Genomic DNA, 23327 nt, shown 5'->3' with positions numbered 1-23327 from the left:
CGCACCCTATTCGCCACTCGCTATTCGCCATTCGCCCCGTTGCCGTTCTCCGCCTCTTCCGTGATGTGCTCGACCGAGACGACGTGCTCGTCCTCGGCGGTGTCGAACACGATCACGCCCTGCGTGGAGCGGCCGGCGATGCGGATGCCCTCGACCGGGCAGCGAATGAGCTGGCCCTTGTCGGTGACGAGCATGATCTGGTCGGCCTCCTCCACGGGGAAGGACGCCACCAGATTGCCGTTGCGGTTGTTGACGCTCATGGCGACGATGCCTTTGCCGCCGCGGCCCGTGGTGCGGTACTCGTAGGACGAGGTCCGCTTGCCATAGCCGTTGACGGACACGGTGAGCACCACCTGCTCGGCCGCCGACATCTCGACATAGCGCTCCTGCGGGAGCTGGAAGCTGCCGGAGGTCTCCTCGGCCTCGGCGTCCGCTGCAGCTTCATCAGTCGCACCTTCACCGACGACCGCGCGGCGCATCTTCAAGTACGCCGAGCGCTCGTCCGAAGTCGTCTCGACGTGGCGCAGGATCGCGAGCGAAATGACCTTGTCGGCCTTCGCCAGCGCGATGCCGCGCACGCCCATCGAGGTGCGCCCCGTGAACACGCGCACGTCGGTGACGGGGAAGCGGATGCACTGGCCGCCGGCAGCGGTCAGCAGCACGTCATCGCGCTCGGTGCAGATCTGCACGTCGACGATCGATTCATCGTCGTCGAGCTTCATTGCGATGATGCCGGAGCGGCGCACGTCGACGAAGTCGGAGAGCTTGTTGCGCCGGACATTGCCGCCGGTAGTGGCGAACATCACGTCGAGCTGGCCCCAGGTGGATTCATCCTCTGGCAGCGGCATGATGGTGGTGATGCGCTCGCCCTGCTCGAGCGGCAGGATGTTGATCAGCGCCTTGCCGCGCGCGTTCGGCGCGGCCATCGGCAGGCGCCAGACCTTCTCCTTGTAGACCTGGCCGCGCGACGAGAAGAACAGCACCGGTGTGTGCGTGGAGGCCACGAACAGGCGCGACACAAAATCCTCGTCGCGGGTCTGCATGCCGGCGCGGCCCTTGCCGCCGCGGCGCTGGGCCCGATAGGCCGACAGCGGCACGCGCTTGACGTAGCCGGCATGGGAGACCGTGACGACCATGTCCTCGCGCTGGATCAGGTCTTCGTCCTCGACCTCGCCTTCCTGCTCCATGATCACGGTCCGGCGCGGCGTGGCGAACTCAGCCTTTACCTCGGCGAGCTCGGCCTTGATGATCCCCAGCACGCGCTCGCGCGAGCGCAGGATGTCGAGATAATCGGCGATCTCGCCGGCTAACTTGTCGAGCTCGTCGCGGATTTCGTCACGACCAAGCGCGGTGAGGCGCTGAAGGCGCAGGTCGAGAATGGCCCTCGCCTGTTCCATCGACAGCCGGATCGTGCCGTCCTCGCTGATGCGGTGGCGCGGATCGTCGATCAGCGTCAGCATGTCCTCGACGTCCCGGGCCGGCCAGTCGCGCGACATCAGGGTGTCGCGCGCGGTGGTCGGGTCGGGCGAGGTCCGGATGACGCGGATCATCTCGTCGATATTGGCGACCGCAATCGCCAGACCGACCAGGATATGGGCGCGATCGCGCGCCTTGGCGAGCAGGTACTTGGTGCGGCGCGTGACGACCCGCTCACGGAAGTCGACGAAGATGGCCAGCAGGTCCTTCAGATGCATGATCCGTGGACGGCCGCTGTCGAGCGCCACCATGTTGACGCCGAAGCTCGTCTGCAGCGGCGTGAATCTGTACAGCTGGTTCAGCACCACATCCGGCACGGCGTCCCGCTTCAATTCGATGACGACGCGGTAGCCATCGCGGTCCGATTCATCGCGCAGGTCGCCGATGCCTTCGATCTTCTTTTCCTTGACCAGCTCGGCGATGCGCTCGACCATCGTCGCCTTGTTCACCTGATATGGAATCTCGGTGACAATGATCGCCTCGCGATCCTTGCGGATGGTCTCGAATTCGACCTTGCCGCGCATCACGATCGAGCCGCGGCCAAGGTGGTAGGCGCTGCGGATACCCTGGCGCCCGAGGATCACGCCGCCGGTCGGAAAATCCGGCCCCGGCACGATGTTGATGAGTTCGTCGATGGTCAGCGCGGGATTGTCGATCAACGCGACGCAGGCGTCGATGACCTCGCCGAGATTGTGCGGCGGGATGTTGGTCGCCATGCCGACGGCGATGCCGCCGGCGCCGTTGACGAGAAGGTTCGGGAACTTGGCCGGAAGAACCGACGGCTCAGTCTCGTTGTTGTCGTAGTTCGGCTGGAAATCGACGGTATCTTTGTCGATGTCGGCCAGCAGAGCCAGCGCCGCTTTGGTCAGGCGTGCTTCGGTATAACGATAGGCGGCCGGAGGATCGCCGTCGACCGAGCCGAAATTGCCCTGGCCGTCGATAAGCGGCACGCGCATCGAGAAGTCCTGCGCCATGCGGACCATGGCGTCATAGATCGACTGGTCGCCGTGCGGGTGATACTTACCGATGACGTCGCCGACCACGCGGGCGGATTTGACGTACTTCTTGTCCGGCGTGTGCCCCTGCTCGTTCATCGAGTACAGGATGCGGCGATGCACCGGCTTCAGACCGTCGCGGGCATCGGGTAGAGCACGCGCCACGATCACGCTCATGGCGTAGTCGAGATACGACTTCTTCATCTCCTCGAAGATGGAGACGGGGCGAATATCCGAGCGCTCCGGCTCGTCGCCGGGCTTCTTGTTGTCGTCGTCGGCCAAGGGGGAATCCGGTGAGTTTTTATCTGGGAATCATATAGCGCATCGAGGGTCTGATAACCACCCTGGCAAGCCCATGGGAAGCGCTTTTTCCGCTCATTTTTCCAATAACTTACGGGCCCTGCGAAGACCCTTTCCGGGCGGCGGGAACAGGCCGGATGGAACCCCGCCCTACGAGCCGAAAATCACGTGATGCATGATGCGTCCCGGCAGCAGCGTGAACAGCCCCGCGATCACCAGCGCGCCGGTGAACAGGAAGATCATCGACCACCGGTGAGCGGCGATGCGATGGGTGTGCGCCCGCCACACCGCGAGCGGCAACATCACGAGCGTGAAGATCGAGAGCAGATGAATCGGACCGAACGGCCCCACCAGCCGGATCTGGTGGATCCAGAACGACGACGCAGCCACGAGGGCCATCAGCGCCACCCAGATCCAGCCGACGGTCTGGTGCGGCAGCGTGCCCTTGGGGGCCGCGAACTGGACGACGCCGAGCACGAAGGCAGTCATCGCCGCAAAGGCGTGGAGCGGGATGGCTGGAGCTGCGTCGAGCAGCGGCGCGAGGGTCATGGCTGACGCGTCCCAATGATGGCGCCCGAGTATCAGGCGCAAGCGATGTAAGTAGCATTAACATTAACTTAATACCATTCACATCGCCGGGCGTCCAATCCCTTGAGACCCAACATGAGGCGAACGCGCAAGATGCGAGCTCCGCCAGTCGGTTGATCGGAAATGCTGTCGTTCCGCGCGAAGCGGCGCGACGTCAGAACGGGATGTCGTCGTCCATGTCGCTGTTGCGGCCACCGCCCGTGGCGACCGCGCGGCGCGGCGCGCTGCTCACCGGGCTGCTGGAGCCGAAATCGCCGCCCGGCTCCTCGCCGAAGCTGCCGCCTCCCCCGCCACCGCGGCCGTCGAGCATGGTGAGGGTTGAGTTGAAGCCCTGAAGCACGACCTCGGTCGAGTACTTTTCGACACCGCTCTGGTCGGTCCATTTGCGAGTCTGGAGCGCACCCTCGACGTAAATCTTGGCGCCCTTCTTCAGGTACTGTTCGGCGACCTTGCAGAGCCCTTCATTGAAGATCACGACGCGATGCCACTCGGTCTTTTCCTTGCGCTCGCCGGTCGCCTTGTCCCGCCAGGTCTCCGACGTCGCAACACTCAGATTGGCAATCGGCCGCCCGTCCTGGGTGCGGCGGATCTCCGGATCCTTGCCGAGATTTCCGACCAGAATGACCTTGTTGACGCTTCCCGCCATTGCCGCTCTCCACTCCAAACTGCCAAATTGTTCGAAAAAGCCGGAGCCGTGCCAAAACCGCTCGCTGCCGCCTGCTGAGGGACCCTATACGCTCGCGCACGTTACCGAGCCCGCGGTCCCGCAGGTTATCCCCACATATAGCACCGGGCGCGGCAGTGTTCCAGCTTTGTTCCACAGGGCGGTGACGGGATACGCCCGCAACATGGGGTTGCATGTCCAGGAAATCATCGGAACCGCATGGAACTTTTTCGGGTTCCCGCGGACGGGAATACCGCTTAACATTCATTAACTTAGGAACCGCTCACTTCACTCGCGACTGTTGCCTTTTGGAGACGGACTCTACCCCCAAATCAGACTAGGCTCGGCGCAACATCAATTCATTGGGCGTCGCGCCTGATTGACCGCTTCGGGGACTAAAGAAAGAAGCGGCACAGCCGGAGGGACTGAATAATGAAGAAGATTTTGGTGGGTGCAGTTGGTGCGGTTGCGTTGAGCCTGTCGGCTCCGGCGAGCGCGGCAGATATGGCAGCGCGTCCATACGTGAAGGCCCCGCCCCCGATGGTCGCCGCAATCTACGATTGGAGCGGCTTCTACATCGGCATCAACGGCGGCGGTGGCTCGACCCACAAATGCTGGGACTTCCTGGACAGCACCGGCGCGGTGACTGGTGTTGTGGGCAGTCTTGTGGGTGAAGGCTGCCACAATGCGACCGGCGGCACGATCGGCGGCCAGATCGGCTATCGCTGGCAGTCCGGCCAGTGGGTGTTCGGCGTCGAAGGCCAGGGCAACTGGGCCGATTTCAGGGGAGATAACGTCAGCCTCGCCTTCCCGACGGACCGCAACCGCTCGCGCATCGATGCCTTCGGCCTGATCACCGGCCAGGTCGGCTACGCCTGGAACAACGTGCTCTTCTACGTGAAGGGCGGCGGCGCGGTCGTCGGCGACAAGTACGACGTTTTTGTCGCGCCCGGCATCGTCGGTGCCGGCACCCTGCTCGGTTCGGCCAGCGAAACCCGTTGGGGTGGCACGGTGGGGGCCGGCCTGGAATTCGGCTTTGCGCCGAACTGGTCGGTTGGTGTCGAGTACGACCACATCTTCCTGGGCAACCGCACCATTGGCTTCACGACGCCCGGCGGCCTGACATTCGGCGCCGACCGAATCAGCCAGAACGTCGATATGGGCCTTGTCCGCCTGAACTATCGCTGGGGCGGCCCGCTGATCGCGAAGTACTGATCTTCGCCAAAACTCTTCCTGTCGAAAAGGCCGGCCTTGCGCCGGCCTTTTTGCTGCGTGGATCCAGCCGGCGTGAATAGGTCAGCCATCCTCACGCTTTTTCCCTGTGGTGTGGTATCTCGGGCACACAACTTGCGGCTTCACTGGTGTAAGCACGGCATCAGTTGGACCTGTGCGTCCGATGTCCTTCCTGCGCACGGAAGGCAAAAACAGAAACTGGGACTGGGATTAAAGAAGATGAAGAAGGTTTTGTTGGCTTCGGCCAGCTTGTTCGCACTCAGCGCGTTCGCCCCGGCCATGGCCGCCGATCTGGCGGCCCGCCCCTACACCAAGGCCCCGGTGGCCGCAGCGGCGGTCTATAACTGGACCGGCTTCTACCTCGGTGGTTTCGGCGGCTACGCTTGGGAAAACACCTCCACTGACCCGAAGATGAAGGGCGGTTTCGCCGGCGGCACCGTTGGCTACAACTGGCAGGCCAGCAACATCGTGTTCGGTCTCGAGGCCGATGGCGGCTGGGCTGACGTCAACGCCACGGCCGGCACCCCCGGCGTGCTCGCTGTGACCAGCCGGATCAATTCGCTGGGGACAGTGCGCGGTCGCGTCGGCGTGGCGTTCGACCAGGTCCTGCTCTACGGCACCGGCGGCTTTGCCTGGATCAACAACAAGCTGACCACCGACGTCCTCGGCGTGACCGCTTCGGACAGCCAGTTCCACACGGGCTGGACGGTCGGCGCGGGCGTCGAAGCCTTCTTCGCTCCGCAGTGGTCGGTGAAGGGCGAGTACCTCTATCGTAGCCTCGGCAGCGAGAACTACTTCGCCGGCACCGTTTCGTCCGGCACGCTGAACCTCCACAGCGTCCAGGTCGGCGTGAACTATCACTTCGGCGGCCCAGTGGTCGCGAAGTACTGAGCTTCGGCAGACCATCAATTTTCGACTGAAGGCCGGCCTCGCGCCGGCCTTTTTGTTTGGTCCAGAGGCGGCAGCACTGCTGGGCTACTGCCAAGTGCCGCCAGCACGCCAACAATCCGTTGACGATTCGCAACTCGCACTGGAAATCCTCGCTCGTTCTTCCTACGTTCGCAGCCTACCCAACGGCGTCCATCCCCGGTTCCGGGCGAGGCGCGCCTGAACGCCGGCGCGGCCGCGCAGCGTGGGAATCTCCTTGGGGACTACTGGGATGGACGAAGTGATCAAGGCGAAGCGCCAACAACAGAACGTGGGATCACACCTGCGCGCAATCACCATCCGTGGCGCGCGCGAGCACAACCTCAAGAACATCGACGTCGAGATTCCCCGCGACAAGCTCGTGGTGTTCACCGGCCTCTCCGGCTCCGGAAAATCCTCGCTCGCCTTCGACACCATCTACGCCGAAGGCCAGCGCCGCTACGTCGAGTCGCTTTCGGCCTACGCCCGCCAGTTCCTGGAGATGATGCAGAAGCCGGACGTCGACCAGATCGACGGCCTGTCGCCGGCGATCTCGATCGAGCAGAAGACGACCTCGAAGAACCCGCGCTCGACCGTCGGCACCGTCACCGAGATCTACGACTACATGCGCCTGTTGTGGGCGCGCGTCGGCGTGCCCTATTCGCCCGCCACGGGCCTGCCGATCGAGAGCCAGACCGTCTCGCAGATGGTCGACCGCGTGCTGACGCTGCCCGAGGGCACCCGCCTCTATCTGCTCGCTCCGGTCGTCCGCGGCCGCAAGGGCGAGTACAGGAAGGAGCTCGCCGAATGGCTCAAGAAGGGCTTTCAGCGCGTCAAGATCGACGGCACCTTCTATGAGCTCGCTGAGGCGCCGACGCTCGACAAGAAATTCCCGCACGACATCGACGTCGTGGTCGACCGCATCGTCGTGCGCGCCGATATCGGCCAGCGCCTCGCCGAGAGCTTCGAGACCGCGCTGAAGCTCGCCGAGGGCCTTGCCGTCGTCGAGTTCGCCGATGCGCCGGCGGCAGCCGCTCCGGCCGAAGAGAAAAAGAAGACCGCAAAGATCCACGACAAGAGCGGGCCCGAGCGCATCCTGTTCTCGGAAAAGTTCGCCTGCCCGGTCTCCGGCTTCACCATCCCCGAGATCGAGCCCAGACTCTTTTCTTTCAACAATCCCTATGGCGCGTGTCCCGCCTGCGGCGGCCTCGGCGTCGAGCAGCATGTCGACGAGGATCTCGTCATCCCCGACAAGGAGCTCGCCATCGGCAAGGGCGCGATCGCGCCCTGGGCCAAGTCGTCGTCCCCTTATTACATCCAGACGCTGGTTGCGCTCGGCAAGCACTACAAGTTCACGCCGACCGCCAAATGGAAGGATCTACCGAAAAAGACGCAGAACGCGATCCTCTACGGCTCCGGCGAGGACGAGATCAAGTTCTCCTACGAGGACGGCGTCCGCTCCTACGACACCAAGAAGCCGTTCGAAGGCGTGATCACCAACATCAACCGCCGCTATCGCGAGACCGAGAGCGAGTGGGCGCGCGAGGAGCTGGCGAAGTATTTCCACGACGTGCCCTGCGGCGCCTGTACCGGCTTCCGGCTGAAGCCGGAGGCGCTCTGCGTCAAGGTCGGCGACAAGCATATCGGGGAGATCTCCGAGCTCTCGGTGCGGCGCGCCGGCGAATGGTTCGAAGGTGTGCCTGATACGCTGAACAAGCAGCAGAACGAGATCGCGGGACGCATCCTCAAGGAGATCCGCGAGCGCCTCACCTTCCTGCTCGACGTCGGCCTCAACTATCTCACCCTGTCGCGCTCCTCCGGCACCCTGTCCGGCGGCGAGAGCCAGCGCATCCGCCTTGCCTCGCAGATCGGCTCGGGCCTGACAGGCGTGCTCTACGTGCTGGACGAGCCTTCGATCGGCCTGCACCAGCGCGACAATGCGCGCCTGCTCGACACGCTGAAGCGCCTGCGCGACCTCGGCAACACCGTCGTCGTGGTCGAGCATGACGAGGACGCCATTCGCCTTGCCGATTACGTGCTCGACATCGGTCCTGGCGCCGGCATGCATGGCGGCCACATCGTGGCCGAAGGCACGCCCGCCGAGATCATGCGCAACCCGAAATCGCTCACTGGCAAATATCTCACCGGCGAGCTCGAGGTCGAGGTGCCGGACCGGCGTCCGCCGAACCATCGCCGCACAATCAAGGTGGTGAACGCGCGCGGCAATAACCTCAAGAACGTCACGGCGGAGATCCCGCTCGGCCTGTTCACCTGCGTCACCGGCGTCTCCGGCGGCGGCAAGTCGACGCTGCTGATCGACACGCTCTACCGCGCCATCGCCCGCAAGCTGAACGGCGCCAGCGAAGGCGCAGCTCCGCACGACCGCATCGAGGGCCTCGAGCACATCGACAAGATCATCGACATCGACCAGTCGCCGATCGGCCGCACCCCGCGCTCGAATCCTGCGACCTACACCGGCGCCTTCACGCCGATCCGCGAATGGTTTGCGGGCCTGCCTGAAGCGAAGGCGCGCGGCTACGAGCCCGGCCGCTTCTCCTTCAACGTCAAGGGTGGCCGCTGCGAGGCCTGCCAGGGCGACGGCGTCATCAAGATCGAGATGCACTTCCTGCCCGACGTCTACGTCACCTGCGACGTCTGCAAGGGCAAGCGCTACAACCGCGAGACGCTCGAAGTTCTGTTCAAGGGCAAGAGCATCGCCGATGTGCTCGACATGACCGTCGAGGAAGCCGCCGAGTTCTTCAAGGCCGTTCCGCGCGTCCGCGAAACCTTCAACACCCTGCACCGCGTCGGCCTCGACTACATCCATGTCGGCCAGCAGGCCACCACGCTGTCCGGCGGCGAAGCCCAGCGCGTCAAGCTCGCCAAGGAGCTGTCAAAGCGCGCCACCGGCCGCACGCTCTACATCCTGGATGAGCCCACCACCGGCCTGCACTTCCACGACGTGAAGAAGCTTCTGGAAGTGCTGCACGAGCTGGTCGCGCAGGGCAACACGGTCGTCGTCATCGAGCACAATCTCGAAGTCATCAAGACCGCAGACTGGGTCATCGACCTCGGCCCCGAAGGCGGCGACGGCGGCGGCGAAATCGTCGCCTGGGGCCCGCCGGAAGACATCGTCAAGGCGCCAAGGAGCTACACCGGCAAGTTCCTGGAGCCGGTGCTGAAGAAGGCGGGCAAGCCGAAGCGGCGGAGCACGAGCGAGGCGGCGGAGTGAGTTCCGACCTTCAAAGCGCTGTTCCAACAATTACTAGCATCTTGGCTTTAGCGATATCCTCGCTGACGCTTGGCTGGACTGTCTATCGCGACGCAATCAGAAGGCCAAAATTCAAGGTCGCGATAGGTGTAAAGAGGATCATTCAAGCAGGTCATCCATCTGATGGACCGTTTGTCTCAGTGGAGGCGCTGAACATTGGTCCGATACCCAACCGAATTGGGCTCACTTTCGTTCGGAAGAATTGGCTAAAGCGAACCTTGCTCGATCGAGACCGAGGCCGCGCGATGCTTTATCCTGACTATGGGCATTGGGCCACTACGCCAGCGTCTACTCGTCTCGAAGTTGGAGACCAAGCAAACTTCATCTTTCCTTACACCAGTGATTGCTTTCTCAAAGATGACTTTTCGCAGGTCGGAGTCGCTGATGGATTCGGACGAGTCCATTGGGTCTCGCGGCGTAATTTTCGGAATGCGCGCCTGAAATACCGAAAGGACTTCCATTCGGCTTCACCGGCTGACGCATTGTCGTCAAGCTGACGTAGCTAGATATCTCGCGCTTCCAATCGCTTTATGCCCTACTCCCTCGTCATCTTCGATCTCGACGGCACGCTGGCCGACAGCTTTCCGTGGTTTCTGCGCACGATCAACGACGTCGCCGACCGCTTCAGCTTTCGCCGCGTGGCCGACGAGGAGGTCGAGGGGCTGCGGCATGCCTCGACGCGCGAGATTTTGAGGCGGCTCGAGGTGCCCTTGTGGAAGCTGCCGGCGATCGCGCGGCATGCGCGGCGGCTGAAGGCGGAGGCCGCGGCGGAGATTTCCCTGTTCTCCGGCGTCGAGGCCATGCTGCAGACGCTTGCCGCAAGCGGCGTGCAGCTCGCGCTGGTGACGTCCGACAGCGAAGCCAATGCGCGCGAGAAGCTCGGCGCGGCAGCGAGCCTGTTCGCGCATTTCGACTGCTCCGCTTCGCTGTTCGGCAAGCCCGCCAAATTCCGCCGCGTCATCCGCCGCGCCGGCGTGCAGCCGGCACAGGTGATCGCGATCGGCGACGAGGTCCGCGATATCGAGGCGGCGCGCGCGGTGGGGATTGCCTGCGGCGCGGTATGCTGGGGCTATGCAGCGCCCGCGGCGTTGCGGGCGCTTGCACCCGATCACACCTTCGAGCGGATGGACGACATTGCGGACGCCTTATGCGCAAACGTGGGCTAGTACGACTGCGTCACGAGCACTCCTCTCCTCATCCTGAGGAGCGCGGAACGCGCGTCTCGAAGGATGGCCGCGGGTGAGATCCGGGCCTTCATGGTTCGCCCGGCGATGCGCAGCATCGTCCGGAGACGCGCTCCGCGCTCCTCACCATGAGGGTCTTTGACGCAGTGGGATTAGCGAAGCGTAACCCACCACTGTTGTTACCCGCGGCATGGTGGGGTACGCCTCCATACGTTGAGCCACGGCGGACGCTAGCCCGCCCGCGCCGCCCGCCGCAGCGATTGCGGCGGCTGGCCGAAGGCGCGGATGAAGGCGCGGCGCATCCTTTCAGGATCGCGAAAGCCGGTCGACTGCGCCACGAGCTCGATCGCCTCGCTGGACGACTGCACGCGCTCGCGCGCCACCTCGACACGCAGACGCTCGATCGCCTTTGACGGCGTCGAGCCGGTCTCCGCGGCAAAGGCGCGCGCAAAATGCCGCGCGCTCATATTGGCGCGCTCGGCGAGGTCCTCGACCGTGAGCGGCGTATCGAGGTTCTCGCGCGCCCAGGCGAGCAGCGGTCCGAAGCGCCCGTTCGGCGCCTTCAATTCCAGGAGCGAGGAGAATTGCGACTGTCCACCGCTGCGACGATGGTACAGCACGAGCTGGCGCGCGGTGTCCTGCGCGATCGCCTCGCCGTGATCCTCCGTCACCATCGCCAGGGCAAGGTCGATGCCGGCGGTGATGCCGGCCGACGTCCAGACGTCGCCGTCGCGGGTGAAGATCTGGTCGGGCTCGAGCTTCACCTTGGGATAGCGCGCCACGAAATCGGGCGTGCGGCCCCAATGCGTGGTCGCGCGCTTGCCGTCCAGCAGCCCTGCCTCCGCGAGCACATAGGCACCGGAGCAGACGCTCGCGACGCGCACGCCGCGCCTGGCCAGCCGTTGCACGAAGGCAAGCGTTGCCGTGCAGCGCGCTGCGCCCGCCACGCCCTCGCCGCCGGCGATGATCAGCGTCGTGACTGCATGCGCCGACTTGAAATCGCGAGCCATGATTTCGACGCCGGACGAGCTGCGCACGGGCCCGGCGTTCAGCGCCAGCACGCGGATGACGGGGACCTTCTTCGCGTAGCGCGAGGCAATCTCGAACACCGAGATCGGGCCCGCCGCGTCGAGCAACTGGAAGTCGGGAAAGATCAGGACGCCGATCATGGGCCAAACCCCGCGCAATGTCCGAAAAAGAGGGAATTACGCCATTTCTGACAGAAGAGCATCATGGCATCGTCCGCCCGTCAAGCTGATTGTCTGGAGGCTCTCATGTCGTCACCGCTCAGAATCGGATGTCTGGTTTTTCCGCGCGTCACCCAGCTCGACCTCACCGGTCCCGTGCAGGTGTTTTCGTCCGTGCCCGGCGCCGAGGTGCACCTGATCTGGAAGCGGATCGAGCCCGTCCCGAGCGATTCCGTGCTGACGCTGACGCCGACCACGACCTTCGCCGAATGCCCGCAGCTCGACGTGATCTGCGTGCCCGGCGGCTTCGGCACCGATGCGCTCGTCAATGACGAGGAGGTGCTGGACTTTCTGCGCAAGCAGGCCGACGGCGCCAAGTACGTCACCTCGGTGTGCACGGGATCGCTGGTGCTGGGGGCAGCCGGCCTGTTGAAAGGCTACCGCGCCGCCACCCATTGGAGCGCGATGGAGGTGCTGGCGCTGTTCGGTGCGACGCCGACACGGACGCGCGTCTGCATCGACCGCAACCGCATCACAGGCGGCGGCGTCACCGCCGGAATCGATTTTGCGCTGACGCTGGTCTCGATCCTGGTCGACCGCACCATGGCCGAAGCGATCCAGCTCCGTCTCGAATACAATCCGGCGCCGCCGTTCAACGCGGGCTCGCCGGAGACCGCGCCTGCCGAGGTGCTCGCGCTGATGAAGGAACGCACCGCGCCCTCGCAGGCGCGCCGGCTCGAGGCCGCGAGGCGCGCGGCGGCAAGGGTGATGTGAGGACGCACCTATCGTGTCCCGGACGCGGTGCAGCGTGCAACGCTGCGCCGCAGAGCCGGGACCCATCGGGCGACTGAGCAGGAGATTGGGCCCCCGCTCAGCAGTGCAACCCTGGCGCGCTGCACTGCGTCCGGGGCACGAGACCGACAACAGAAAAAGGCCGCCAGGTTTCCCGGGCGGCCTTTCCTGTCTTACGACAGCTGCACATTCCAACGGGCGATTTCGGAGCTTCCAGATCGGGGGCCTATCTCCCGATCGAGTCCTGTTCGGCAGCCGCTGCATTTCGGGACAGTCGCGAACTGTGACCCGAACCGTACGCGATGGTCTCCCATCTCCGTAAGATGGGTTCATTAAGCCGCATCGCTCGCGGAAGCGCAACGGCCGCGCATGCAGCGTCCCCGCTGTTCCCGTTGTTCACAGCGGCGATAGCTGGATGCGAATGCATCCAGCGCCAATGATCTGCGGAATTTCCCGGTCTAACCAGGTGTCCAGGGCTGATAGTCGCCGGTCGCCTTCGGGCGCTTGCCGCTCGCAAGCGTCGAGCCGGAGGGCCGATAGGCCTTGGGCGTGCCGGTCAGGTTCGGCTGATGCGGCTTTTCCCACTCGCGCGGCTTGTAGTTGAGCTCGGTCGGCGGCACGTCGACCACGTGATGCAGCCAGCCATGCCAGTCCGGCGGTACCCGGCTCGCTTCGGCATAGCCGTTATAGATCACCCAGCGCCGCTCGAAACCGAGTGTCGGATCGATCACCCCGCCGCGCGTGCGGTAGTAGCGGTTGCCCTGCTCGTCCTCGCCGACCAGTTCGCCGAACCGCCGGGTCCAGAGCTGGGTGCCAAAGGTCTGGCCGTTCCACCAGGTGAAGAGCTTGAGGAAGAATTGTTTCATGCGGCAAGGGCCCTGCTTCGTGGGGTCCTGATGCCATCCGGAAGCGGACTTGTCCAGTTGCCGAACTGCGGACGGGACATCCGGAGATGCGCTGATCCGTCGCAAAGCGGACGCGATCCGTTCATGCCGGGTACAGACGTGGGCTGGAATCCTGCGCTTCCCACGCAAACCTCGCGGGCGCCTCGGAACCACTGCCTGCTTGAGCAGTTTGATTTCGGGAAAAGGAGCCGAAAATGAACAATCTCAGAGTTTTGACCGCCACGGCGGCGCTGGCACTGGTTCTCCCGCTGGTGACACCGGCCGCCAGCTTTGCCCAATCCCGCGCTCAGGCCGTCGGAGGTGGGGGTGGCGGACACGCCGCCATTGGAGGCGGCGGTGGCGGTGGCGGAGCCAGAATGGGTGGTGGCGGATTTGGCGGCGGTGCCGCGATCCGCGGTGGCGGGGGGAATTTCGCAGCCTCCGGCGCGGTTCGTCCCGGCGTCTCTGCGCCGGCCTTCAGCGGAGCCGGCCGTGTGGCAGCCGGCACGCCGTCCGGCAACTGGAACGGCGGCAACTGGCATGGTGGCGGCTGGCGCCATCGCGGTGGCGGCTTCTGGCCGGGCGTGGCTGCGGGTGCGGCGATTGGCGCTTTCGGCTCATACGCCTACGGCGGCCCCTACTACAACGACGACTACTACTACAACGATGACTACTATGACCAAGGTCCGGCCGTTGCCGTCGTGCCCGACACCGGCGGCGATTCCGCAGCCTATTGTGCCCAGCGCTACAGGTCCTACGACCCCGCGTCAGGCACCTATCTCGGCTATGACGGTCTGCGACATCCCTGCCCCTAGAGCCGGTTAGTTGCATTGCTCCAATTTGATCGAAAAGGCGCCGCTTTCACGCGGTGCCTTTTCGGCGTTGCGCGCCGCGCGGGCTTTCACACGAACGCCATACATCACGCGTTTTATTCACCCCACCGTGCATATCTGTCCTGATCCAATCCAAATTTGACCCGATCCACGATTCGCCTATATCAGCAAGGACTATGGGGACTTCGATTGGTTAGGCAGAGTCATGCCGCGTATTCTCGTGGTTGATGACGATCCGATGGTCGGCGCGACCATCGAGGTCCTCCTCCAACGCCAGGGCTTCGACGTCACGTTGACTGACGGCGGCGAGACCGGGCTGGCTGCGCTGGAGCAGCAGCGCTTCGACGCGATGCTGGTCGATATCTTCATGCCCCATATGCGCGGCTTCGAGTCGATCCGCATCTTCCATGAGCGTGCTCCGACGATCCCGCTGATCGCGATGTCCGGCTACGCCTTTGCCTCGTCCGCATCGCCCTCGCCCGATTTTCTCCGCATGGCGCTCGAGCTCGGCGCGACGCGCTGCCTGCGCAAGCCGTTCACGCCCGACACGCTGCTGACTGCAATCAAGGAATGCCTCGACGAGGTGGCGCCGGTGAAGGACAACAAATCCCCTTGATTGCTTCGCAGCGCGTCATTCTCGGTGCCGGACTTGCGATCCTCCTGATCATCACTGCCGCCTCGATCGGACTCGACGTCAAGTCGCGGTTTGACACGTCATGGGCCGATCACACCGTCGGGACGCTGAAGAAGATCTCGAACCTGCGCCTGCTCGTCCGTCGCGCCGAAAGCGCGGCGCGCGGCTATGAGCTCTATCGCAACCCGGCCTTCAACGACGAGTTCCTGGCGACGCGCGGGGCCATCGCGCCTGCGCTCGCGGATCTCAAGCGCGCGCTCCGCGACAATCCCGATCAGGTCGCGCTGCTGGAGGGCACCGAACCGTTGATTCTGCGCCGGCTCGATTTTGCGGCCGAAGCGATGCGGCTGCGCGCCGCGAACGACGGGGACGGCATCTCCGCGCTCCAGAGCAAGGCGGAAGGCCGCGGCTTGATGGAGGCGGTGACGGCAAATCTCGACCGGCTGACCGCGGAGGAAGAGCGGCAGCTTGCCGCCCGCGCGGTGGAGTCGCGCCGCACCGGCATCGTCCTCCTCGGCATCGACGTCGCCGGCGCGGTGCTGATCCTGCTGCTGGTCGCGCTGCTGTTGCGCGAGACCCGGCGCAGCAGTGTCGCCCTGCAAAGCACGCTGCATGAGACCAGGGCTGCCAACGAGGCGCTGGAGGCGGCTGTCGCCGAGCGAACCGAGCACCTCGTCACCGCGCATGACGAGCTCCGCATCTCGGTGAACGTGCTGCAAAGCACCTTCCACAGCATGGCCGAAGCCGTGCTCGTCATCGACAAGGACTGCAACGTCCTTCTGTCCAATCCCGCCGCAGAGCGCATCCTGCTGCATCGCGCCGGGATGAACCTGACGAGCCTGCGCGCGATGTCGGACGTGTTCCACGGCGACGGCGTGACGCCGCTGCCGCCTGAGGAGCTGCCGTCCGCGCGCGTGTTGCGCGGCGACGAGTTCGAAGAGATGGAGATGATCGTCCACCCGCACAGCGGCAATCTCGTCCGCCATCTCGTCATCAGCGGGCGGCCGATGCGCAGTGCGCAAGGCGTGATCTCCGGCGCGGTGCTGGTCTATCACGATGCGACCATCTCGCGCGAGACCGAGCGGCAGCTGCACCAGTCGCAGAAGTTGGACGCCATCGGAAAATTGACCGGCGGCGTCGCGCACGACTTCAACAACATGCTGACGGTGATCTCGGGCAATACCGAGACGCTGGTCGGCAGCCTCAAGGAGCAACCCGAGCTGCAGCGCGTGGCGCGGCTGATCGACGATGCCGCGCAGCGCTGCGCCGAGCTGATCCAGCACCTGCTCGCCTTTGCCCGCAAGCAGCCGCTGGAGCCGCGCGACGTCGACGTCAACGCGGCGATATCAGAAAGCGCAAAGCTCCTGCGTCCCGCCCTCGGCGAGCAGATCCAGATCGAGACCGTGCTCGAACAGGGGCCGATGACCTCGCATATCGATCCGTCGCGGCTGACCAACGCCGTGCTCAACATGGCGATCAACGCCCGCGACGCCATGCCCGATGGCGGAAAGCTGTTGCTCGAGACGCGTCGGGTGACGCTGGACGAGGCCTACGCGCAGGCGAACCCCGACGTCGCGCCCGGCGCCTATGTGATGCTCGCGGTCAGCGACACCGGCAGCGGCATGCCGCTAGACGTGCAGGAAAAGGCGTTTGAGCCGTTCTTCACCACCAAGGAGGTCGGCAAGGGTTCGGGGCTTGGGCTCTCCATGGTCTACGGCTTCGTCAAGCAGTCTGGCGGCCACATCAAGATCTACAGCGAGGCCGGCCACGGCACGACCATCAAGCTTTATCTGCCGCCGGGCGAAGGCGCGAGCGAGACGGCGCCCAGCGCGGCTGTTCCGGCGACCGGCGGTGTTGAGACCATCCTGATCGTGGAGGACGACAATCTCGTGCGCAATTTCGTCACCGCGCAGCTGCAAAGCCTCGGCTACAAGACCATCTCCGCCGCCGACAGCCGCACGGCGCTGGCGCTCGTCGACCGCGGCGAGCCGTTCGATCTCCTCTTCACCGACGTCGTCATCCCCGGCGGCATGAGCGGACGTGTGCTTGCGCTGGAAGTCGAAAAACGCCGGCCGGGCGTCAAGGTGCTCTACACCTCCGGCTACACCGACAACGCCATCGTCCACCAGGGCAAGCTCGACGAAGGCGTGCTGCTGCTGACCAAGCCCTACCGCCGCAACCAGCTCGCCGAGATGATCCGCCTTGCGCTGGGTAAGAAGACTTAGCGCGTCGCCAGCTAGAATCGTAGGATGGGTAGAGCGAAGCGAAACCCATCGCCCAAAAGTTGTGCTATCCTCCGGGAATGACCTCGTATCGCCGCAACTTTATTCCCGGCGGGAGCTTCTTCTTCACCGTCAATCTGGCGGATCGGCGGCTCTCGTTGTTGACGACCCATATCGAGTTGTTGCGCACGGCATTCCGTGAGACGCGCCAGCGACACCATTTACGATCGATGCCGTCGTTGTGCTGCCCGACCACCTTCATACGGTCTGGACGATGCCCGAGGGTGACGCGAATTTCGCGACGCGGTGGCGACTGATCAAGTCGACTTTTTCTCGCAACCTCGCGCGCGTGGAGAGGGTTTCGGCGAGCCGCGCCGCCAAGAGCGAGCGCGGCGTGTGGCAACGTCGCTGTTGGGAGCACACCATCCGAACCGAGGCAGATTTTGCCAGGCACGTCGACTACATCCACATCAATCCGGTCAAACATGGATTGGTCGGACGGGTGTCGGACTGGGGACCTTCCTCGTTCCATAGCTTCGTCAGGCTTGGAATCTATCCGGTGGATTGGGCAGGCAACAACTCGAAGGACGAGGATGGCCTCCTGTTCGGCGAATGGTCCTGAAGGAAGAATTTGATGGGTTTCGCTTCGCTCTACCCATCCTACAAATATCGCGCCGCCTCAACGCGTCGCCAGCACGACACCGGCGAGGGTGAAGACCAGGGCGGCGATCTGCCCCACTCCGAGTGGCTCGCGCAGGGCGATCGCGGAGGTCACGACGCCGATCACGGGCACGGCCATGGTGCCGATCGCGGCGACCGAGGCCGGCAGGCGCGACAGCGCGGCGAACCAGCTGACATAGGCGATGCAGAACTGGCCGATGACCGAATAGACCAGCAAGCCCCAGCCGACCGGTGTCACCTGCGACAGATGCGTCGTCTCGAGCGCAAGGCCCACGATCGCGATCGGCAGGCAGCCGAGACCGATCTGCCAGGCCGCCGCCGTGATCGGCGGCAGATGGATCGGATACTTCTTGGAGACCACCGTGCCGACCGCAAAGCCGATCGAGCCGCCGAGCGCCATGATGATGCCCGGCAGCTTCTCCACGCTCGCAGAGACGCCGTTGCCGCCCATGATCGAGGCGAGGCCGGCAAAGGCCATCACCAGTGCGATGGTGCGCAGGAGCGTCGGCCGCTCCCCTAACACCGGCCAGGCAAAGAGCGAGGCCCAGACCGGCATCGTGTAGGCGATCAGCGCCGCCTCGCTCGCCGGCAGCCAGAGCAGCGCCAGCCCCATCAGCACCATCCAGCCGGTAACGTTGAGGAGCGCCGCGACCAGAAGCCGCGGCCATATGCCGGGGGCGATCCTCAGGCTGTCGCGGCGGATCACGGCGAGGGCTGCGAGCAGGAGCGCGCCGAGCACGCCGGTGACGCCGCGAAGCGTCAGCGGCGGCAATTCGGAGAGCAGGAACTTGGTCACCGGCCAGTTGAAGCCCCAGCCCACCGAGGTGATGGCGAGGAACATCAGGCCGGCCGGGGCGATGCGCGTCCGCATCCCCCGTCGTGTCGAATCATGCATGTGGTAACCCGGCGGAAACGGCCCCACCTTGGCGCCAATTGGCGCGCTCGACCACCACCTGAGCGGGCATGGCTGCCTGTACCTTCCGTAGCACTACGTGAGTCCTGCTGACGCAATGCCTCCGGCTAAAAATAAACGCGCCCTGTGAACAGCGGGACGAAGCCGGCCAGGCATCACCAAACGCAAATTTTTTCGGTTGGGAATCTCTCAGGACTCACTGATACTTGCCTCCACAACAGGCGCGGCTGGGCCCCCTGTTATCCCCGTCTTTCCACCATATTTAGTATTTGATTCAGGAACTCGCACTAGTTCTTGACGTGCGCAACGGAGAGTCCTAGCTTTCGGTCCGTTCGGCGCGAGTGTGTTTGCGTCCCGCCGGTCACTCCCCAAAGGGTCTTCGCAAATGACCACTCCGCCAGCCGAAGGAGGCAGCGGGTGAAGGGCTTGTCTGCCCTTGATTTGCCGACTCTTGGGGGCGCTCCAACGGGCCGAGACAGGCCCGGAGCAAGCGTAGTGTGGTGGCGTTGAACGCATGTCGCGCGCATCCCCTGGGGGCGGATGCGGGTGGACATGCCGGCGGATGATCGGTGTTTCGCCCGTCGGGAGAAACAGGGCCGGATCCACCGGCTGAACTGCGAAGCCTTGAAGCCGAAACGGCTGGGAGGAGTCGCGTGAGAACAACTACCCGGGACGCCTGAACGAAGGCGGGTCCGGTCAGAAAAGGACGGGGCAAACTATGAGAATTGAGCGGCGCCACACCACGGTAGGACAGTCACCCTATGCCGGGATCGAGTTCCGGCTGACCACGTCGGAGATCCGCAATCCCGACGGCTCGGTCGTGTTCAAGCTGGATAACGTCGAAGTGCCGACCGAGTGGTCGCAGGTCGCTTCCGACGTGCTGGCCCAGAAGTATTTCCGCAAGGCCGGCGTTGCCGCGCGCCTGAAGAGGGTCGAGGAGGAATCCGTTCCCTCCTTCCTGTGGCGTTCCGTATCGGACACGGATGCCCTCGCCGCGCTGCCTGAGAAGGAGCGCTATGTCAGCGAGCTCAGCGCCAAGCAGGTGTTCGACCGCCTCGCCGGCTGCTGGACCTATTGGGGCTGGAAGGGCAAGTATTTCTCCTCCGACGAGGACGCCCAGGCCTTCTATGACGAGCTCCGCTACATGCTCGCCATGCAGATGGTCGCGCCGAACTCGCCGCAATGGTTCAACACCGGCCTGCACTGGGCCTATGGCATCGACGGCCCCGGCCAGGGCCACTATTACGTCGACCCCTTCACCGGCAAGCTGACCAAGTCCAAGTCGGCCTACGAGCATCCGCAGCCGCACGCCTGCTTCATCCAGGGCGTCGGTGACGACCTCGTCAACGAAGGCGGCATCATGGACCTCTGGGTCCGCGAGGCGCGCCTGTTCAAATACGGCTCCGGCACCGGCTCCAACTTCTCGCGCCTGCGCGGCGAAGGCGAAAAGCTCTCCGGCGGCGGCCGCTCGTCGGGCCTGATGAGCTTCCTCAAGATCGGCGACCGCGCGGCGGGCGCCATCAAGAGCGGCGGCACCACGCGCCGCGCGGCCAAGATGGTCGTGGTCGACGTCGACCACCCCGACATCGAGACCTATATCGACTGGAAGGTGAAGGAGGAGCAGAAGGTCGCAGCCCTCGTCACAGGATCCAAGATCAACCAGAAGCATCTGAAGGCGGTGCTGAAGGCCTGCGTCAACTGCGAAGGCTCGGGCGACGACTGCTTCGACCCCGAGAAGAACCCTGCCCTGCGCCGCGAGATCAAGCTCGCCCGCAAGAGCCTCGTGCCCGACAACTACATCAAGCGGGTGATCCAGTTTGCCAAGCAGGGCTACAAGGACATCCAGTTCGACACCTACGACACCGACTGGGATTCGGAAGCCTACCTCACCGTCTCCGGCCAGAACTCCAACAACTCGGTCTCGCTGAAGGACGACTTCCTGCGCGCGGTCGAGACCGACGGCGACTGGAGCCTCATCGGCCGCACCAACAAGAAGGTGACGAAGACGCTGCGCGCCCGCGACCTCTGGGAGAAGATCGGCTACGCCGCCTGGGCGTCGGCCGACCCGGGCCTGCACTTCAACACCACGATGAACGACTGGCACACGTGTAAAGCGTCCGGCGACATCCGCGCGTCCAATCCGTGCTCGGAATACATGTTCCTGGACGACACGGCGTGCAACCTCGCCTCCGCCAATTTGCTGACGTTCTACAACACGACGACCAAGCACTTTGACGTCGAGGGCTACGAGCATCTCTGCCGGCTCTGGACCCTGGTGCTCGAAATCTCCGTGATGATGGCGCAGTTCCCGTCCCGCGCGATCGCCGAGCTCTCCTACGAGTTCCGCACGCTCGGCCTCGGCTACGCCAATATCGGCGGCCTGCTGATGACCATGGGCCTGTCGTACGACTCCAAGGAAGGCCGTGCGCTCTGCGGCGCGCTGACCGCGGTCATGACCGGCATCACCTACAAGACCTCGGCGGAGATGGCGGCCGAGCTCGGCACCTTCCCCGGCTACAAGAAGAACGCCGCGCACATGCTGCGCGTGATCCGCAACCACCGCCGTGCCGCGCACGGCCAGAGCTCCGGCTACGAGGCGCTCTCGGTCAACCCGGTGCCGCTCGACCATGCCTCCTGCCCGCAACAAGACCTGATCGCGCATGCGCAGGCAGCCTGGGATGCGGCACTCGAGCTCGGCGAGCAGCACGGCTATCGCAACGCCCAGACCACGGTGATCGCGCCGACCGGCACGATCGGCCTCGTCATGGATTGCGACACCACCGGCATCGAGCCCGACTTCGCGCTGGTGAAGTTCAAGAAGCTCGCCGGCGGCGGCTACTTCAAGATCATCAACCGCGCGGTCCCCGCGGCGCTGCGCGCGCTCGGCTATCGCGAAGCTGACATCGCGGAGATCGAGGCCTACGCCGTCGGCCACGGCTCGCTCTCCAACGCTCCCGGCATCAACGCCTCGACGCTGAAGGCCAAGGGCTTTACGGATGAAGCGATCGCCAAGGTCGAAAAGGCCCTGCCGACCGCCTTCGACATCAAGTTCGCCTTCAACAAGTGGACTTTTGGCGAAGACTTCATCCGCGACCAGCTCGGCATCGGCGCGGAAGCGATCGCGGCCCCCGGCTTCGACCTGCTCCAGGCCGTCGGCTTCACCAGGCGCGAGATCGAGGCGGCCAACGTCCACATCTGCGGCGCGATGACGGTGGAGGGAGCTCCCCACCTCAAGGCAGAACATTACGCGGTGTTCGACTGCGCCAACCCCTGCGGCAAGATCGGCAAGCGCTATCTGTCGGTCGAAAGCCACATCCGCATGATGGCGGCGAGCCAGCCCTTCATCTCGGGCGCGATCTCGAAAACCATCAACATGCCGAACGACGCCACGGTGGAGGACTGCAAGTCCGCCTACATGCTGTCGTGGAAGCTGGCGCTGAAGGCCAACGCGCTCTACCGCGACGGCTCGAAGCTGTCCCAGCCGCTCAACTCGCAGCTCATCAGCGATGATGAGGACGAGGACGATGTGGTCGAGCAGATCTACGAGAAGCCGATGGCCGCGCGTGCCGCCCAGGTCTCCGAGAAGATCGTCGAGAAGCTCGTCGAGCGCATCATCGTGATGCGCGAGCGCGAGAAGATGCCGGATCGCCGCAAGGGCTACACCCAGAAGGCGGTCGTCGGCGGCCACAAGGTGTACTTGCGCACCGGCGAGTATGACGACGGCCGTCTCGGCGAGATCTTCATCGACATGCACAAGGAAGGCGCGGCGCTTCGCTCCTTCATCAACAACTTCGCCATCGCGGTCTCCCTCGGCCTGCAATATGGCGTGCCGCTCGATGAATATGTCGACGCGTTCACCTTCACCCGCTTCGAGCCGGCGGGCCCCGTGCAGGGCAACGACAGCATCAAGTACGCGACTTCGATCCTCGACTACGTCTTCCGCGAGCTGGCGGTGAGCTATATGTCGCGCTTCGATCTCGCCCATGTCGATCCGACCGAGTCGAACTTCGACGCGCTCGGCAAGGGCGTCGAAGAAGGCAAGGAGCCGGACGAGACCCACCACGCGACCAAGCTGGTCTCGCGCGGCCTCACCCGCTCCCGCACGGACAACCTTGTCGTGATGCGCGGCGGCTCCGCCGCGATCTCCTCCGGCAACGACAGCGCCCCCGCCGGCGGCAGCAAGGTCACCGCGCTCCATGGTGCAAGCGCCCGCGCCGGCGATACGATCGAAGGCGCCGTCGCCCTGAAGCAGGAAGCCAGCCACGACCTCTCGCCAACCGAGAAGCTCGAGCAGCTCCAGTGGAGCAAGGCCGGCACCGCGCAGACGGTGGTGCCAACCAAGGCCGAGCGCCGCGCGGAAGCGAAGGCAAAAGGCTACGAAGGCGAGATGTGCAGCGAGTGCGGCAACTTCACGCTGGTGCGGAATGGCACGTGCATGAAGTGTGATACGTGCGGAAGCACGACGGGGTGTTCGTAACGCAGTAGTTCGCGACGATCGTTAGGCCCGGGCTTGACCCGGGCATCCATGATGGGCGGCCGAAAGGCCGCCCTTTTGACCTTCCGG

General features: G+C 64.5%; 15 protein-coding genes and 1 pseudogene. 10 read left to right on the top strand and 6 right to left on the bottom strand.

What is annotated here, in order from left to right:
- Positions 1 to 20: 20 nt before the first annotated feature.
- From gyrA to NLM33_RS04855, 3 genes are all read right to left on the bottom strand, one after another.
- Entirely contained in the window at positions 21 to 2753 is a 2733-nt protein-coding gene (gene gyrA / locus NLM33_RS04865; protein WP_254095004.1) for a DNA gyrase subunit A, read from the bottom strand.
- Positions 2754 to 2921: 168 nt separating this feature from the next.
- Positions 2922 to 3320 (bottom strand): DUF2306 domain-containing protein, encoded by a 399-nt coding sequence (locus tag NLM33_RS04860; RefSeq protein ID WP_254095003.1) that lies wholly within the window; start codon positions 3318 to 3320, stop codon positions 2922 to 2924.
- A 193-nt stretch (positions 3321 to 3513) separates the two neighbouring features.
- Positions 3514 to 4005, bottom strand: coding sequence for a single-stranded DNA-binding protein (locus tag NLM33_RS04855; RefSeq protein WP_254095002.1), 492 nt, complete (start codon positions 4003 to 4005; stop codon positions 3514 to 3516).
- Positions 4006 to 4455: 450 nt separating this feature from the next.
- On the opposite strand from NLM33_RS04855, the gene NLM33_RS04850 reads away from it, so the two are divergent.
- The 4 genes from NLM33_RS04850 to NLM33_RS04835 all read left to right on the top strand — a co-directional run bounded on the left by NLM33_RS04850 (position 4456) and on the right by NLM33_RS04835 (position 10599).
- Entirely contained in the window at positions 4456 to 5238 is a 783-nt protein-coding gene (locus tag NLM33_RS04850) for an outer membrane protein (RefSeq protein WP_254095001.1), read from the top strand.
- 237 nt (positions 5239 to 5475) lie between these two features.
- On the top strand, positions 5476 to 6147 hold the full coding sequence (locus tag NLM33_RS04845) for an outer membrane protein (RefSeq protein ID WP_254095000.1): 672 nt from the start codon (positions 5476 to 5478) through the stop codon (positions 6145 to 6147).
- Between the two features lie 268 nt (positions 6148 to 6415).
- Positions 6416 to 9394: an excinuclease ABC subunit UvrA gene (gene uvrA / locus NLM33_RS04840; protein ID WP_254094999.1), complete on the top strand. Its 2979-nt coding sequence runs from the start codon at positions 6416 to 6418 to the stop codon at positions 9392 to 9394.
- 569 nt (positions 9395 to 9963) lie between these two features.
- On the top strand, positions 9964 to 10599 hold the full coding sequence (locus tag NLM33_RS04835) for an HAD-IA family hydrolase (RefSeq protein ID WP_254094998.1): 636 nt from the start codon (positions 9964 to 9966) through the stop codon (positions 10597 to 10599).
- Positions 10600 to 10847: 248 nt separating this feature from the next.
- Here the strand turns inward: NLM33_RS04835 and NLM33_RS04830 are convergent, their stop codons facing one another.
- A complete protein-coding gene (locus NLM33_RS04830) occupies positions 10848 to 11786 on the bottom strand; it encodes a GlxA family transcriptional regulator (RefSeq protein WP_254094997.1) in 939 nt (312 codons plus the stop codon).
- Between the two features lie 105 nt (positions 11787 to 11891).
- Between NLM33_RS04830 and NLM33_RS04825 the strand changes: the two genes are divergently transcribed.
- On the top strand, positions 11892 to 12578 hold the full coding sequence (locus NLM33_RS04825; RefSeq protein ID WP_254094996.1) for a DJ-1/PfpI family protein: 687 nt from the start codon (positions 11892 to 11894) through the stop codon (positions 12576 to 12578).
- 476 nt (positions 12579 to 13054) lie between these two features.
- Here NLM33_RS04825 and NLM33_RS04820 read toward each other — a convergent pair whose 3' ends face one another.
- A complete protein-coding gene (locus NLM33_RS04820) occupies positions 13055 to 13462 on the bottom strand; it encodes an NADH:ubiquinone oxidoreductase subunit NDUFA12 (protein ID WP_254094995.1) in 408 nt (135 codons plus the stop codon).
- Between the two features lie 233 nt (positions 13463 to 13695).
- Between NLM33_RS04820 and NLM33_RS04815 the strand changes: the two genes are divergently transcribed.
- The 4 genes and pseudogenes from NLM33_RS04815 to NLM33_RS04800 all read left to right on the top strand — a co-directional run bounded on the left by NLM33_RS04815 (position 13696) and on the right by NLM33_RS04800 (position 17791).
- Positions 13696 to 14295, top strand: coding sequence for a BA14K family protein (locus NLM33_RS04815; RefSeq protein ID WP_254094994.1), 600 nt, complete (start codon positions 13696 to 13698; stop codon positions 14293 to 14295).
- A gap of 223 nt (positions 14296 to 14518) precedes the next feature.
- Positions 14519 to 14929 (top strand): response regulator, encoded by a 411-nt coding sequence (locus NLM33_RS04810; protein WP_254094993.1) that lies wholly within the window; start codon positions 14519 to 14521, stop codon positions 14927 to 14929.
- Entirely contained in the window at positions 14926 to 17172 is a 2247-nt protein-coding gene (locus NLM33_RS04805; protein ID WP_254094992.1) for a CHASE3 domain-containing protein, read from the top strand. The genes NLM33_RS04810 and NLM33_RS04805 overlap by 4 nt, the downstream gene beginning before the upstream one ends.
- A 77-nt stretch (positions 17173 to 17249) precedes the next feature.
- Positions 17250 to 17791 (top strand): annotated as a pseudogene (locus tag NLM33_RS04800) (transposase).
- A 57-nt stretch (positions 17792 to 17848) separates the two neighbouring features.
- Here the strand turns inward: NLM33_RS04800 and NLM33_RS04795 are convergent.
- Positions 17849 to 18745, bottom strand: a complete 897-nt coding sequence (locus NLM33_RS04795; RefSeq protein ID WP_254094991.1) for a DMT family transporter — start codon at positions 18743 to 18745, stop codon at positions 17849 to 17851.
- A gap of 736 nt (positions 18746 to 19481) precedes the next feature.
- On the opposite strand from NLM33_RS04795, the gene NLM33_RS04790 reads away from it, so the two are divergent.
- Positions 19482 to 23240 carry a vitamin B12-dependent ribonucleotide reductase gene (locus tag NLM33_RS04790; protein WP_254094990.1) on the top strand — a complete coding sequence of 1253 codons (3759 nt, stop codon included), beginning with the start codon at positions 19482 to 19484 and terminating at the stop codon, positions 23238 to 23240.
- Positions 23241 to 23327 lie beyond the last annotated feature (87 nt).

This window comes from Bradyrhizobium sp. CCGUVB1N3 (genome assembly GCF_024199925.1).
In the GTDB taxonomy this organism is placed as follows: Bacteria; Pseudomonadota; Alphaproteobacteria; order Rhizobiales; family Xanthobacteraceae; genus Bradyrhizobium.
The sequence above is the reverse complement of the archived record's forward strand: the minus strand, read 5'-3'. Positions and strand labels throughout refer to the sequence as shown.